We start from the raw sequence: 15,318 nt of genomic DNA, 5'->3' as shown, positions 1-15,318 counted from the left end.
GATATTGCCGCTGTAGCGTGTCCTAAAGCATATAATTTTAACGGCTATTTGCGCATTGCTCAATCTATACGCAAAGAAGTTTAGATGTCCAGATGTATTGACGTCCATACTTTCAATGTTTACTCTGGTGCCTGACTTTTCACCTCATTCGCCAGGAAGTCTCACCATGACGCGTAAACAGGCCACCATCGCAGTGCGTAGCGGATTGAATGATGACGAGCAGTACGGCTGCGTTGTCCCGCCAATTCATCTCTCCAGCACCTATAATTTCACCGGATTTAATGAACCTCGCGCGCATGACTACTCGCGTCGCGGCAATCCTACGCGTGACGTCACCCAGCGCGCGCTGGCGGAACTGGAAGGCGGCGCAGGTGCGGTATTAACCAATACCGGCATGTCTGCCATTCACCTGGTAACCACGGTGTTCCTGAAACCTGGCGATCTGCTGGTGGCGCCGCACGACTGCTACGGCGGCAGCTATCGTCTGTTTGATAGCCTGGCGAAACGTGGCTGCTACCGCGTGTTGTTTGTCGATCAAAACGACGAACAGGCGCTGAAACAGGCGTTAGCCGAACAGCCGAAGCTGGTTCTGGTGGAAAGTCCAAGCAATCCATTGTTGCGCGTAGTCGATATTGCGAAAATTTGTCAGCTCGCAAGGGATGCGGGAGCGATAAGTGTAGTGGATAATACGTTCCTCAGTCCGGCCCTTCAGAACCCACTGGCACTGGGTGCCGATCTGGTGTTGCATTCATGCACGAAATATCTGAACGGCCATTCTGACGTGGTAGCGGGTGTGGTGATTGCCAAAGATCCTGATGTTGTCACTGAACTGGCATGGTGGGCCAATAACATTGGCGTCACCGCGGGCGCGTTCGACAGCTATTTGCTGCTGCGCGGTATCCGCACCCTGTCACCGCGTATGGACGTGGCGCAGCGTAATGCCCAGGCGATCGTGGATTTCCTGAAAACCCAGCCGCTGGTGAAGAAGCTTTATCACCCGTCGCTGCCGGAAAACCAGGGGCACGAGATTGCCGCGCGCCAACAGAAAGGATTTGGCGCGATGTTAAGTTTTGAACTGGACGGTGACGAGCAAACGCTGCGTCGCTTCCTGAGCGGGTTGTCATTGTTTACGCTGGCGGAATCCTTAGGGGGAGTAGAAAGCTTGATCTCCCACGCCGCAACCATGACGCACGCAGGTATGGCACCCGAAGCACGTGCCGCCGCCGGGATTTCCGAGACGCTGCTGCGTATCTCGACCGGTATTGAAGATTCTGAAGATTTAATTGCCGATCTGGAAAATGGCTTCCGGGTCGCAGCCAAGGGGTAATCATGAGTGTGATAGCGCAGGCAGGGGCGAAGGGTCGTCAGCTGCACAAGTTTGGTGGTAGTAGTCTTGCTGATGTGAAATGTTATCTGCGTGTCGCAGGGATCATGACCGAGTATTCACAGCCGGGGGACATGATGGTTGTCTCTGCGGCGGGCAGCACCACCAACCAGCTGATTAGCTGGCTGAAACTGAGCCAGACCGATCGCCTCTCTGCGCATCAGGTGCAACAGTCCTTACGTCGTTACCAGAGTGAACTGATTGCCGGTTTGCTGCCTGCGGACGTGGCGGACGGGCTGATAAGCGCCTTTACTCACGACCTTGAGCGTCTGGCAGCTCTGCTGGACAGCGGCATTACCGATGCGGTGTATGCGGAAGTGGTTGGCCATGGTGAAGTGTGGTCTGCGCGCCTGATGGCCGCCGTGCTGCAACATCTTGGCGTGGAAGCCGCCTGGCTCGACGCGCGTGATTTCCTGCGTGCCGAACGCGCCGCACAGCCGCAGGTAGACGAAGGGTTGTCCTACCCGCTGCTGCAACAGCTGCTGGTGCAACATCCGGGTAAACGTATTGTAGTGACCGGCTTTATCAGTCGCAGCAACGCAGGTGAAACCGTACTGCTGGGCCGTAACGGCTCTGACTACTCGGCAACGCAGATTGGCGCCCTGGCGGGCGTGTCCCGCGTCACCATCTGGAGCGACGTGGCCGGTGTCTACAGCGCGGACCCGCGCAAAGTAAAAGATGCCTGCCTGCTGCCGCTGCTGCGTCTCGACGAAGCGAGCGAGCTGGCGCGTCTGGCGGCACCAGTGCTGCACGCGCGCACGCTACAGCCGGTTTCCGGCAGCGACATCGACCTGCAACTACGCTGTAGCTACACGCCGGATCAGGGTTCCACTCGCATCGAGCGCGTGCTGGCATCCGGTACGGGCGCGCGCATTGTCACCAGCCACGATGACATCTGCCTGATTGAGTTCCAGGTACCTGCGGGCCAGGATTTCAAACTGGCGCACAAAGATATCGACACCATCCTGAAACGTGCCCAGGTGCGTCCGCTGGCCGTTGGCGTGCATAACGATCGCCAGCTGTTGCAGTTCTGCTATACCGCTGAAGTGGTGGACAGCGCCCTGAAGATTCTGGATGAAGCGGGACTGCCGGGCGAGCTTCGCCTGCGTCAGGGACTGGCGCTGGTGGCAATGGTGGGCGCGGGCGTCACCCGTAACCCGCTGCACTGCCACCGCTTCTGGCAGCAGCTGAAAGGGCAGCCGGTGGAGTTCACCTGGCAGTCGGAAGAGGGCATCAGCCTGGTTGCCGTTCTGCGCAAGGGGCCAACCGAAAGCCTGATTCAGGGCCTGCACACCTCCCTGTTCCGTGCGGAAAAACGCATCGGCCTGGTACTGTTCGGGAAAGGGAACATCGGTTCCCGCTGGCTGGAGCTGTTCGCCCGCGAGCAGGTGACGCTTTCGGCGCGTACCGGATTTGAGTTTATTCTGGCAGGCGTGGTGGACAGCCGCCGCAGCCTGTTGAACTACGAAGGGCTGGACGCCAGTCGGGCGCTGGCCTTCTTTAACGATGAAGCGGTTGAGCAGGACGAAGAGTCGCTGTTCCTGTGGATGCGCGCGCACCCGTACGACGATCTGGTGGTGCTGGACGTTACCGCCAGCGAGCAACTGGCCGACCAGTATCTGGATTTTGCCAGCCACGGGTTCCACGTCATCAGCGCCAACAAGCTGGCAGGCGCGAGCAGCACTGATAAATATCGCCAGATCCACGACGCGTTCGAAAAAACGGGTCGTCACTGGTTGTATAACGCCACCGTTGGTGCAGGTCTGCCGGTTAACCATACCGTGCGCGATCTGATTGATAGCGGCGACAGCATTCTGGCGCTGAGCGGGATCTTCTCCGGCACGCTCTCCTGGCTGTTCCTGCAATTTGACGGTACCGTGCCGTTCACCGACCTGGTGGATCAGGCGTGGCAGCAGGGCTTAACCGAGCCGGATCCGCGCGTCGACCTTGCCGGTAAAGACGTGATGCGCAAGCTGGTGATCCTGGCGCGTGAAGCGGGCTACGACATTGAGCCTGGCCAGGTTCGCGTTGAGTCTCTGGTGCCTGCGGGCTGCGAGGAAGGATCTGTCGATCACTTCTTTGAGAACGGCGACGAGCTGAACGAGCAGATGGTGCAACGTCTGGAAGCGGCAAACGAGATGGGCCTGGTGCTGCGTTACGTGGCGCGCTTCGAGGCGAACGGTAAAGCGCGCGTGGGCGTGGAGGCGGTACGTCCTGAACATCCGCTGGCGGCGCTGCTGCCGTGCGATAACGTCTTCGCCATCGAAAGCCGCTGGTACCGCGATAACCCGCTGGTGATCCGTGGCCCGGGTGCGGGGCGCGATGTGACCGCCGGAGCCATTCAGTCCGACATTAATCGCCTGGCTAAGCTACTGTAACCCCTCACCCTAACCCTCTCCCCTTAGGGGAGAGGGGACTGCTCGGTGCGGTCTTTCCCCCCTCGCCCCTTTGGGGAGAGGGCTGGGGTGAGGGGCCTTCTCACCCCCCATCATGAATCCCCTTCATCTTCCCTGAACAAACCTCACCGTTAATGTTGATTATTTCTGTTGACGTCATCCCGCTTTTCCGTCATTTTTACATCTGGACGTCTAAACGTATAGAAGTTCACAACACAACAAACAATGACACGCGAAAGATAGAGGTAAGGTATGAGCTTTTTTCACGCCAACCAGCGGGAAGCCCTGAATCAGAGCCTGGCCGAAGTAAACGGCCAGATTAACGTCTCTTTTGAATTTTTCCCGCCGCGCACCAGTGAAATGGAGCAAACCCTGTGGAGCTCTATCGATCGCCTGAGCAGCCTGAAGCCGAAGTTCGTCTCTGTGACCTACGGCGCCAACTCCGGTGAGCGTGACCGCACGCACAGCATCATTAAGGGCATTAAAGACCGAACCGGTCTGGAAGCGGCACCGCACCTCACCTGTATCGACGCCACTCCTGATGAACTGCGCGCGATTGCTCAGGACTACTGGAACAACGGCATTCGTCATATCGTTGCCCTGCGCGGCGACCTGCCGCCGGGGAGCGGTAAGCCGGACATGTACGCCACCGATCTGGTTGCCCTGCTGAAAGACGTTGCTGACTTTGATATTTCCGTTGCCGCTTACCCGGAAGTTCACCCGGAAGCGAAAAGCGCCCAGGCGGATCTGCTTAACCTGAAGCGTAAGGTGGACGCAGGTGCCAATCGCGCCATTACTCAGTTCTTCTTTGATGTGGAAAGCTATTTACGCTTTCGCGACCGCTGCGTCTCAGCGGGTATTGATGTCGAAATCATCCCTGGCATTCTGCCGGTCTCGAACTTCAAACAGGCGAAGAAATTCGCGGATATGACCAACGTGCGCATTCCGCTGTGGATGTCCAAAATGTACGAAGGTTTGGACGATGACCCGGAAACACGCAAGCTGGTGGGGGCCAATATCGCGATGGATATGGTGAAGATTTTAAGCCGTGAAGGGGTGAAGGATTTCCACTTCTATACGCTTAACCGCGCGGAGATGAGTTACGCCATTTGCCATACGCTGGGTGTCCGCCCGGCGTTATAAAGTAAAAAACCCTCATAAAGTGAGGGTTTTTTACTCGAACAGAAAGTTAAAAGGTATTAGCTATCGAATCTGTGGATTAATTCAACTATCTCTTATCGCTAGTGGTGTATATCGTAACGGTAACACTGTAAAGGGAGCATAGCGATGAGCATGTCAGACGAGACCAATAACGCGGCATCCGCCGGCAAATGTCCGTTCCACCAGGGCGGCGTCGATCACAGCGCGGGTGCAGGTACCGGCAGCAAAGAGTGGTGGCCTAAACAACTCCGCATCGATTTACTTAATCAACACTCCAGCCGTTCAAACCCTCTGGGTGAAGACTTCGACTACCGCAAAGAATTCAGTAAGCTCGACTATTCCGCCCTTAAGTGCGATCTCAAAGCACTGTTAACCGACTCACAACCGTGGTGGCCTGCCGACTGGGGCAGCTATGCGGGCCTGTTTATCCGTATGGCCTGGCACGGTGCGGGTACCTATCGCTCCGTTGATGGTCGCGGCGGTGCCGGTCGCGGTCAGCAGCGTTTTGCGCCGCTGAACTCCTGGCCTGATAACGTCAGCCTGGATAAGGCTCGCCGTCTGCTGTGGCCAATTAAGCAAAAATACGGACAAAAAATCTCCTGGGCCGACCTGTTTATCCTCGCGGGTAACGTGGCGCTGGAGAACTCCGGCTTCCGCACCTTTGGTTTCGGTGCCGGGCGTGAAGACGTCTGGGAACCGGATCTGGACGTGAACTGGGGCGATGAAAAAGCCTGGCTGACTCACCGTGACCCGGAAGCGCTGGCGAAGCGCCCGCTGGCCGCCACAGAAATGGGCCTGATTTACGTTAACCCGGAAGGGCCAAACGCCAGTGGTGAACCGCTGTCTGCGGCGGCGGCGATCCGCGCTACCTTTGGCAACATGGGCATGAATGACGAAGAGACCGTTGCGCTTATTGCAGGCGGCCATACGCTCGGTAAAACGCACGGTGCAGGCGAAGCCACGCACGTGGGCACTGACCCTGAAGCGTCGCCTATTGAAGCGCAGGGCCTGGGCTGGGCCAGCACGCACGGCACCGGTATTGGCGCTGACGCCATCACCTCCGGGCTGGAAGTTATCTGGTCTCAAACCCCAACCCAGTGGAGCAACTATTTCTTCGAGAACCTGTTCAAATACGAATGGGTGCAGACGCGTAGCCCGGCGGGCGCAATTCAGTTTGAAGCCGTGGATGCGCCGGAAATTATGCCTGACCCGTTCGACCCGTCGAAAAAACGCAAGCCAACCATGCTGGTCACCGACCTGACGCTGCGTTTTGATCCGGAATTCGAGAAAATTTCCCGTCGTTTCCTGAACGATCCGCAGGCCTTCAACGAAGCCTTTGCGCGCGCGTGGTTCAAGCTGACCCACCGCGATATGGGGCCAAAAGCGCGGTACATCGGCCCGGAAGTACCGAAAGAAGATCTGATTTGGCAGGATCCGCTGCCTCAGCCGGTGTTCCATCCGACGCAGGAAGATATTGAAAGCCTGAAAGCGGAAATCGCGGCCTCGGGTCTCTCCGTGAGCGAGCTGGTTTCCGTGGCCTGGGCGTCGGCATCGACCTTCCGCGGCGGCGACAAGCGTGGCGGCGCTAACGGCGCGCGTCTGGCGCTGGCACCTCAGCGCGACTGGGACGTTAACGCCGCGGCGGTGCGGGCATTACCGGCTCTGGAAGCGATCCAGCGCACCACCAACAAAGCGTCACTGGCCGATATCATTGTGCTGGCGGGTGTCGTGGGCGTTGAGCAGGCGGCGAAAGCGGCAGGCGTTTACGTCAACGTACCGTTCACTCCAGGTCGTGTGGATGCGCGTCAGGATCAGACGGATATCGAGATGTTTAACCTGCTCGAACCGATTGCCGACGGTTTCCGTAACTATCGCGCACAGGTGGATGTGTCCACCACGGAGTCGCTGCTGATCGACAAAGCCCAGCAGTTGACCCTGACCGCGCCGGAACTGACGGTGTTGATCGGCGGTTTGCGCGTGCTGGGTGCAAACTTCGATGGCAGCAAGAATGGCGTGTTTACTAACCGCGAGGGCGTGCTGAGCAACGACTTCTTCGTCAATCTGCTGGATATGAACACCCAGTGGAAAGCGACCGACGACTCAAACGAGCTGTTTGCCGGTAGCGATCGCGCCAGCGGGGAAGTGAAATATACCGCCACCCGCGCCGATCTGGTCTTCGGTTCCAACGCTGTCCTCCGCGCGCTGGCCGAAGTTTACGCCAGCAGCGATGCACAAGAGAAGTTCATCCGCGACTTCGTTGCCGCATGGGCGCGAGTGATGGATTTGGATCGGTTTGACGTGAAGTAACCCTTGTGCCGGGTGGCGGCTACGCCTTACCCGGCCTACAAATGAAAGTGCCATGTAGGCCGGGTAAGCGCAGCGCCACCCGGATTTTCTATTACTCCCACTCCTGCAAGAATCGCTGTCCATACTGGTCCGCCACCAGCAGCGCCGCATAGACCTGATCCGGCGTTACGCCGCCAGGCATGTTGTGAATGGTTTCCCCTTCGGCACAGGACGCCTCCGCGATCAGCCGCATTTTAGCCGGAATATCCTCTTTGATATTCAGCTGCGCCAGCGTAATTGGCAGCCCGACGCTATGGCACAGCGCCGCAACGGTTTCGATTTCTTCTACCGGCGCGTTCTCCAGTACCAGTTGCGTCAGCGTACCAAATGCCACTTTTTCACCGTGGTAGAAATGGTGCGCATCCGGCACCGCCGTCATGCCATTGTGAATGGCGTGTGCCGCCGCCAGCCCGCCACTTTCAAAGCCCACGCCGCTCAGATAGGTGTTGGCTTCAATAATGCGTTCCAGAGCAGGCGTCACCACGTGTTGTTCCGCCGCCAGCATCGCTTTCTCGCCCTCTTCAACCAGCGTGTTGTAGCACAGCTCAGCCAGCGCTAACGCTGCCTGCGTGCACTTGCCACCCGCCATGGTCGTGGCGCCGCTACGCGAACAGGCGCGCGCTTCAAACCAGGTTGCCAGGGCATCGCCAATCCCGGCGGCCAGCAGGCGCGCAGGTGCGCCCGCCACCACCCTGGTATCGACAATCACCATGTTCGGGTTGTGCGGCAGCATCAGGTAGCGATCGAACTCGCCGCTGTCGGTATAAATCACGGAAAGGGCACTGCACGGCGCATCGGTGGAGGCAATGGTCGGGGCAATAGCCACCGGCACGTCCATAAAGTGCGCCAGCGCTTTGGCGGTATCCAGCGTTTTTCCGCCCCCGATACCCAGCACCGCCAGGCAGTCGGTACTGTCGGCCAGTTTTTTCAGGCGATCGATTTCATTTTGCGAACATTCGCCGCCAAACGGTGCAATTTCGGCATGGAGTCCGGCTTTTTTAAAACTCTGACGCAGGGTTTCTTCGGCAAAACCCAGCACAAATTTATCGCCTACCACCAGCCAGCGAGCCGCCAGCGGCTTCAGGTAGTCGCCGAGACGAGTGAGAACATCAGCGCCCTGGATGTACTTCCCCGGCGATTGAATGATACGGTCCATAACATTTCTCCCTTAGAGGTTGAGGTTACCAAACGCGTTTTTCCAGTCCTGCTCGAACTTCTCTATGGCTGACTCTACCGCTGGCGTGCCGAGCATTTGTTGCGCTACGTCTAAGGGAAGCGTGATTGCCTCACATCCTGCCAACAGGCAATCCAGCGCCTGGCGCGGCGTTTTAAAGCTGGCAGCCAGCACCATGCTCTCTGGCGCATGCTGTTCCAGCAGGGATTGCAGTTCCTGTACCGTGCGAATGCCGTCACCGCCCTGCGCATCGACGCGGTTTACATACGGTGCGACATATTTCGCTCCTGCCAGCGCGGCCAGTAACCCCTGAGCGGCGCTGTAAACGGCGGTTCCCAGCGTGGTAATTCCCTCTTTCTTCAGCGCTTTAATCGCGATGAGCCCCTGTGCAGTGACGGGAATTTTTACCACGATGTCCGGCAGGGCATTGTTCAGCCGTTTTGCTTCCGCCACCATTCCTTCGGCGTCGCGGCTCATGGTTTGGGCAAACAGCCTGCCCTCCGGGCCGATAGCATGCTGCAGGCGCGGCAACACCTCCCAGACAGATTCGCCGCTGGCGGCTACGATGCTTGGGTTGGTGGTCACGCCCGCAATGGGAAAAATGCGCGCCAGGCGTTCAACTTCTGCCACGTTGGCGGTATCCAGGTACAGTTCCATTATTTTTCCTTAAGTCAGAAAGGTTGAATAAAGGATACGGCGCACCCAGTCGCGGCGAATACAGGTCAATTTTGCCAAATACTGGATAAATGTAATGTCCCTGGCGAAGTGAGAGAGCGATCACAATGCTACTTTTTGGCGATCAGCTGGCTGTGATACTGGCGTCGATATTCGGAAGGGGAACGTTCAGTGTGCTTGCGAAAGAGACGGCAAAAGTAGTTGCTGTCCGTAAATCCGCAGCTTGCAGCGATATCTTTGATTTTAAACTCGTAGCCTTTAAGAAGCTGACGCGCGTGCTCGAGGCGTGTTTGCGTAAGATATTCGTTGAACCCCACGCTGCCTGTTTTTTGAAAAAGATGAGAAAGGTAGTTCGGTGAAATATAAAACGCCTGCGCCACCGATTCACGGGTCAGTGCAGAGGCGTGATGTTCTTCGATGTAGTGACGAATCGCTTCAAATAATGCACGGCTGCGGCTGGCGGTATGGATATCGCTGCCCAGCAGATCGCGACAGTGGCTGAGCAAACTTAATACCACCAGTCTGGCCGTTTCCCGATCGTCTGGCTGCATTTGCAATTCAGCGAGCGTCTGCAAAAGGAATGCGCCCACTCGCGGCCCGCGTCTGGCAACCTGTTGCTGTTGCAAAAGCGTGTTGTCGCGCTCGAGCTGAAGAGTCAGTTGTTGCTTGCCGAAGCTGATGTTGAGCGAAAAGGCGGGTTGAAGCGGAATATTACCGGATGAAAAAAATAACGCTTCGCAGGCCGTATCAAAGCTAAGCACGAGGCAAGGTGACGTTCGGGGGAGCGGTTTAGCCGAAGGGGGGAAATGCACCTGACGCAGCGGCAAGGTGCCGTTGATCAGGTCATTCAGGATGTGGGGGATATCGTGGTGCATGGTGTGGATACCAGGGTATTGCCCGGCGGCGCTGGCGCTTGCCGGGCCTACGAAAAGCCTATTGTAGGCCGGGTAAGCGTGAGCGCCACCCGGCAAAACCGATCAACCGGTGTTACGCATCCCCGCCGCAACGCCCGCAATCGTCACCATCAGCGCCTGTTCAACGCGCGGATCCGGCTCTTTACCTTCCTCTTCCGCCAGACGCGAACGGTGCAGCAGTTCAGCCTGTAAAACGTTCAGCGGGTCGGTGTAGATGTTACGCAGTTGGATAGACTCGGCGATCCACGGCAGGTCTTCCATCAGGTGGGAGTCGTTAGCGATATCCAGCACCACTTTGATGTCGCCTTCCAGCAGCTCGCGTAGCTCTTTACCCAGCGCCCACAGCTCGGGTTTCACCAGACGCTGATCGTAGTATTCCGCCAGCCACAGGTCGGCTTTCGAGAAGACCATCTCCAGCATGCCCAGACGGGTAGAGAAGAATGGCCAGTCGCGGCACATGGTTTCCAGTTCGCTCTGCTTACCGTCTTCCACCACTTTTTGCAGCGCCGCACCGGCACCCAGCCAGGCTGGCAGCATCAGACGGTTTTGCGTCCAGGCAAAGATCCACGGAATGGCGCGCAGGGATTCAACGCCGCCAGTAGGACGACGCTTGGCCGGGCGCGAGCCGAGCGGCAGTTTACCCAGCTCCTGCTCAGGCGTGGCTGAGCGGAAGTAAGGCACAAAGTCTTTGTTTTCACGCACGTAGCCGCGATACAGATCGCAGGAGATGTCAGACAGCTCGTCCATAATCCGGCACCAGGATTCTTTTGGCTCCGGCGGCGGCAGCAGGTTGGCTTCCAGGATCGCACTGGTATAGAGCGACAGGCTGCTGATGGTCACTTCCGGCAGGCCGTACTTGAAGCGGATCATCTCGCCCTGCTCGGTCACGCGCAGGCCGCCTTTCAGGCTTCCTGGTGGTTGAGAGAGCAGCGCTGCGTGTGCAGGCGCACCGCCACGACCAATTGAGCCGCCGCGTCCGTGGAACAGGGTCAGTTCAATACCGGCTTTTTCGCAGGTTTTAATTAGCGCATCCTGCGCCTGATACTGCGCCCAGGAGGCTGCCATCACGCCCGCATCTTTCGCGGAGTCGGAATAGCCAATCATCACCATCTGCTTGCCCTGAATAAAGCCGCGATACCAGTCGATGTTCAGCAACTGGGTCATCACGTCGTTGGCGTTGTTCAGGTCGTCGAGAGTCTCAAACAGCGGTGCTACCGGCAGAGCGTAGTCGATGCCCGCTTCTTTCAGCAGAAGGTGAACGCCCAGCACGTCGGACGGGGTCTTCGCCATGGAGATCACATAGGCGGCCACCGATCCTTTCGGGGCATCCACGATCGCTTTACAGGTGTTGAGCACTTCGCGGGTGTCATTGCTTGGCTCCCAATTGCGCGGCAGCAGCGGGCGCTTGGAGTTCAGCTCGCGGATCAGGAACGCCTGTTTGTCGGCTTCGGACCAGCTTTCATAGTCGCCAATGCCGAGATAGCGGGTCAGCTCGCCCAGCGCTTCGGTATGACGGGTGCTTTCCTGACGGACGTCGATACGCACCAGCGGCACGCCGAAACACTTCACGCGGCGCAGGGTGTCGAGCAGCTCGCCATTGGCAATGATGCCCATCCCGCAGGCCTGAAGCGATTTATAACAGGCGTACAGCGGTTCCCAGAGCTGTTCGTTCTGGCTCAGCAGACCTTCCGGCTTCGGCAGGCGCTGGCCTTTCAGGCGCGCTTCCAGCCAGGCCTGCGTGGCCATCAGCTGACCGCGCAGTTTTTTCATCAGGAAACGGTACGGCTCACTGGCACCTTCTTCACCGGCCAGCGCGCGCAGTTCCGGCGTCGCTTCTACCATCGACAGCTCGGAGATCAGCACCTGAATATCTTTCAGGAACAGGTCGGTTGCTTTCCAGCGGCTCAACAACAGGACGTGACGGGTGATTTCCGCCGTCACGTTCGGGTTGCCGTCGCGGTCGCCGCCCATCCAGGAAGTGAAGCGAACCGGCACAAAGTCGACCGGCAGGCGATAGCCCAGATTTTCTTCCAGCTGTTCGTTCAGCTCGCGCAGGTAGTTTGGCACCCCTTCCCACAGGCTGTTTTCCACCACCGCAAAGCCCCATTTGGCTTCGTCGACCGGGCTTGGGCGATGCTTACGAATTTCATCGGTGTGCCAGGACTGAGCAATCAGCTGGCGCAGGCGGCGCATAAGCTGGTTACGTTCGTAGTCGGCAATGTCTTTGTTATCCAACTGCTTCAGACAGTTGTTCACTTCAACCATTTTGTGGATCAGCGTACGACGCGTGATTTCGGTTGGGTGTGCGGTCAGCACCAGCTCCAGCGAAAGGGATTCCACCGCTTTTTTGATGGTCGCTTCGTTGAGGTTGGGCTGGTCTTTGAGTTTACGAAGGGTGCGGGCAATGACTTCCGGGTTGCTGGCCGCTTCGCCTTTTGGCGAAATGCTGTGGTATTGCTCAGCGGTGTTTGCCAGGTTCAGAAACTGGCTGAAGGCGCGGGCAACGGGCAGTAGCTCATCATTAGAGAGGTTCTGCAAGGTGGTGAGCAGCTCCTGACGATTGGCCTCGTTACCGGCGCGGGAAGATTTGGACAGCTTGCGGATGGTTTCAACACGGTCGAGGATGTTCTCCCCCAACGCATCTTTGATGGTATCTCCAAGCACTTTGCCGAGCATACTGACATTACTACGCAACGCGGAATATTGTTCGTTCATAAAAACCCAGTCACCCCATCATTTTTGTTTATGCCCAGGCGAAAATTTTCTGGACATTATTTTGTCATCTCCCTTTATAAAGCCACGTAAAACCCCCGTCGTCAATTGCTGCGAAAACGGTTCAGCAGATGAATAAATGCGGGCAATTTACGAAATTTAATTCGTATTGCGTCAGATAAGAGATGCTTATGGGAATGTGACGTAGATCGCGGGATTTACTCCTCTCACCCTAACCCTCTCCCCAAAGGGGAGAGGGTACTTGAACACCCTCTCCCCTTTGGGGAGAGGGCAGGGTGAGGGGCCGTTTTAATGCCAGCAGAAGTGATGCACAACCTGGGTAATGAGTTCGCGGGTGGGCTTGATGAAGCGGGTTTCGAGATATTCGTCCGGCTGGTGGGCCTGGTTGATGGAGCCAGGGCCCAGAACCAGCGTCGGGCACAGGGTCTGAATAAACGGCGCTTCGGTGCAGTAGTTCACCACGTCGGTTTTCTCTCCGAGCAGTTTTTCCACCACCTGAACCAGCTGGTGGTCAGGCGGGCATTCGTAGCCTGGAATCGGCGGATGCAGTTCGGAGACCGTCAGACGTCCCGGCCAGCGCTCGCTGACCGGGGCCAGCGCTTCGTTCAGTAAGCCATCCAGATCGCTCAGCGTCATACCCGGCAGAGGACGGATATCCATATGCAATTCGCAGCAGGCGCAGATACGGTTGGACGCATCACCGCCGTGCAGGCTGCCGAGGTTCAGCGTCGGATACGGCACGGTGAACGCCTCGTAGTGATAGCGCTCTTTCAGATCGTCGCGCAGGGTCATGATGCGGCCAATCGCGTCATGCATCAGCTCAATGGCGTTCACGCCGCGCGCCGGATCGCTGGAGTGACCAGACTGGCCCAGCACGCGCACTGCGGTAGAAATATGGCCTTTGTGCGCCCGAATCGGTTGCAGAGAGGTAGGTTCACCGATGATCGCGCAGTCCGGGCGAATCGATGTGTTTTCAGAGAAATACCGTGCGCCCGCCATGCTGGTCTCTTCATCGGCGGTCGCCAGAATGTAGAGCGGCTTTTTCAGCGTTGTCACGTCCACGTCACGCAGCGCGTCGAGGATAAAAGCAAAGAAGCCTTTCATGTCCGCCGTGCCGAGACCGTAGAGCTTGTTGTCGTGCTCTGTCAGGGTGAACGGATCGCGGGTCCAGCGGCCATCGTCAAACGGCACGGTGTCAGTGTGACCAGCCAGCAGCAGGCCGCCAGCGCCATGTCCGGTGCTGGCGAGCAGGTTAAATTTGTGACGTGTTCCGGGGACGGGCTGAACCTCAACGTTAAACCCAAGATCGCTAAACCAACCCGCCAGCAGATTGATTAAAGACTCATTGCTCTGATCCAGCGCTTCTTCCGTTGCGCTGATGGACGGTGTGGCAATCAGGGCGCGGTAAATCTCGATAAATGGCGGTAAGTTCATTTTCATTGTTGACACACCTTAGGTCGTGATAGTATCAATATTCATGCAATAAATGTGAATAAAAATACATTAACGTTGAGCATAAAGGAACCCGATGTTGAATACGCTGATTGTAGGCGCTAGCGGTTATGCGGGCGCAGAGCTTGTAAGCTACGTGAATCGCCACCCACATATGACCATAACCGCTTTGACCGTGTCAGCGCAAAGCAATGATGCCGGAAAGTTAATTTCCGATTTGCATCCACAACTTAAGGGCGTGGTTGATTTGCCTTTGCAGGCCATGTCTGACATCAGCGAGTTTAGTGACGGCGTTGACGTGGTGTTTTTAGCCACCGCACACGAGGTCAGTCACGACCTGGCGCCGCAGTTTCTGGCAGCCGGTTGCGTGGTCTTCGATCTCTCCGGCGCGTTTCGCGTTAACGACAGCGCGTTCTACGAAAAATATTACGGCTTCACCCATCAGCACCCGGATCTGCTCGAAAAAGCGGTGTACGGCCTGGCGGAGTGGAGCGCAGATAAACTGAAAGAAGCGAATCTGATTGCCGTGCCTGGCTGTTACCCGACGGCGGCGCAGCTCTCCCTTAAGCCGCTGATCGACGCGGGTCTGCTGGATCTTGACCAGTGGCCGGTGATCAACGCCACCAGCGGCGTGAGCGGCGCCGGGCGCAAGGCCGCGATCTCCAACAGCTTCTGCGAAGTGAGCCTTCAGCCGTATGGCGTGTTTAATCACCGTCATCACCCTGAAATCACCACCCATCTGGGCGCGGAGGTGATCTTCACCCCGCACCTCGGTAGCTTCCCGCGCGGGATCCTCGAAACCATTACCTGCCGCCTGAAGCCGGGTGTGACCAAAGAACAGGTGAGCGAAGTCTTCACGCAGGCGTATGCGGATAAACCACTGGTGCGTCTGTATGACAAAGGCGTACCAGCGCTAAAAAACGTGGTCGGCCTGCCGTTCTGCGACATCGGCTTTGCCGTGCAGGGCGAGCACCTGATTGTGGTCGCCGCAGAAGATAACTTACTCAAAGGCGCTGCCGCACAGGCAATGCAGTGTGCAAATATTCGTTTCGGCTTCCCTGAAACGCAGGCTCTTATTTAAGG

At 57.4% G+C, this 15,318-nt stretch carries 10 protein-coding genes; 5 read left to right on the top strand and 5 right to left on the bottom strand.

Going from position 1 to position 15,318, the window contains the following annotated elements; genetic code table 11:
• Positions 1 to 166: 166 nt before the first annotated feature.
• The 4 genes from metB to katG all read left to right on the top strand — a co-directional run bounded on the left by metB (position 167) and on the right by katG (position 7,248).
• Positions 167 to 1,327 carry a cystathionine gamma-synthase gene (metB, locus tag ACQG03_RS21140; RefSeq protein ID WP_017383102.1) on the top strand — a complete coding sequence of 387 codons (1,161 nt, stop codon included), beginning with the start codon at positions 167 to 169 and terminating at the stop codon, positions 1,325 to 1,327.
• A 2-nt stretch (positions 1,328 to 1,329) separates the two neighbouring features.
• Positions 1,330 to 3,762 carry a bifunctional aspartate kinase/homoserine dehydrogenase II gene (locus tag ACQG03_RS21135; RefSeq protein WP_023298896.1) on the top strand — a complete coding sequence of 811 codons (2,433 nt, stop codon included), beginning with the start codon at positions 1,330 to 1,332 and terminating at the stop codon, positions 3,760 to 3,762.
• Between the two features lie 270 nt (positions 3,763 to 4,032).
• The gene (gene metF / locus ACQG03_RS21130; RefSeq protein WP_022649792.1) at positions 4,033 to 4,923 is read left to right on the top strand and encodes a methylenetetrahydrofolate reductase; all 891 of its coding nucleotides are present in this window, start codon (positions 4,033 to 4,035) and stop codon (positions 4,921 to 4,923) included.
• A 144-nt stretch (positions 4,924 to 5,067) separates the two neighbouring features.
• On the top strand, positions 5,068 to 7,248 hold the full coding sequence (katG, locus tag ACQG03_RS21125) for a catalase/peroxidase HPI (RefSeq protein ID WP_063163758.1): 2,181 nt from the start codon (positions 5,068 to 5,070) through the stop codon (positions 7,246 to 7,248).
• A gap of 91 nt (positions 7,249 to 7,339) precedes the next feature.
• Here the strand turns inward: katG and gldA are convergent, their stop codons facing one another.
• The 5 genes from gldA to argE form a co-directional block, all read right to left on the bottom strand.
• Complete coding sequence (gldA, locus tag ACQG03_RS21120; RefSeq protein ID WP_023298894.1) at positions 7,340 to 8,443, bottom strand: bifunctional L-1,2-propanediol dehydrogenase/glycerol dehydrogenase; 1,104 nt, start codon at positions 8,441 to 8,443, stop codon at positions 7,340 to 7,342.
• A 12-nt stretch (positions 8,444 to 8,455) separates the two neighbouring features.
• A complete protein-coding gene (fsa, locus tag ACQG03_RS21115; protein WP_058646047.1) occupies positions 8,456 to 9,118 on the bottom strand; it encodes a fructose-6-phosphate aldolase in 663 nt (220 codons plus the stop codon).
• 128 nt (positions 9,119 to 9,246) lie between these two features.
• The gene (locus tag ACQG03_RS21110) at positions 9,247 to 10,011 is read right to left on the bottom strand and encodes a helix-turn-helix transcriptional regulator (protein WP_023298892.1); all 765 of its coding nucleotides are present in this window, start codon (positions 10,009 to 10,011) and stop codon (positions 9,247 to 9,249) included.
• Between the two features lie 102 nt (positions 10,012 to 10,113).
• A complete protein-coding gene (gene ppc, locus ACQG03_RS21105) occupies positions 10,114 to 12,765 on the bottom strand; it encodes a phosphoenolpyruvate carboxylase (RefSeq protein WP_022649787.1) in 2,652 nt (883 codons plus the stop codon).
• A 306-nt stretch (positions 12,766 to 13,071) separates the two neighbouring features.
• A complete protein-coding gene (argE, locus tag ACQG03_RS21100) occupies positions 13,072 to 14,223 on the bottom strand; it encodes an acetylornithine deacetylase (protein ID WP_015569956.1) in 1,152 nt (383 codons plus the stop codon).
• An 88-nt stretch (positions 14,224 to 14,311) separates the two neighbouring features.
• Between argE and argC the strand changes: the two genes are divergently transcribed.
• The gene (gene argC / locus ACQG03_RS21095) at positions 14,312 to 15,316 is read left to right on the top strand and encodes an N-acetyl-gamma-glutamyl-phosphate reductase (RefSeq protein WP_063163757.1); all 1,005 of its coding nucleotides are present in this window, start codon (positions 14,312 to 14,314) and stop codon (positions 15,314 to 15,316) included.
• Positions 15,317 to 15,318 lie beyond the last annotated feature (2 nt).

It is taken from the genome of Enterobacter cloacae complex sp. 342H5, from assembly GCF_050030905.1.
Taxonomy (GTDB): domain Bacteria; phylum Pseudomonadota; class Gammaproteobacteria; order Enterobacterales; family Enterobacteriaceae; genus Enterobacter; species Enterobacter intestinihominis.
This window is presented reverse-complemented; position numbering and strand designations above follow the sequence as displayed.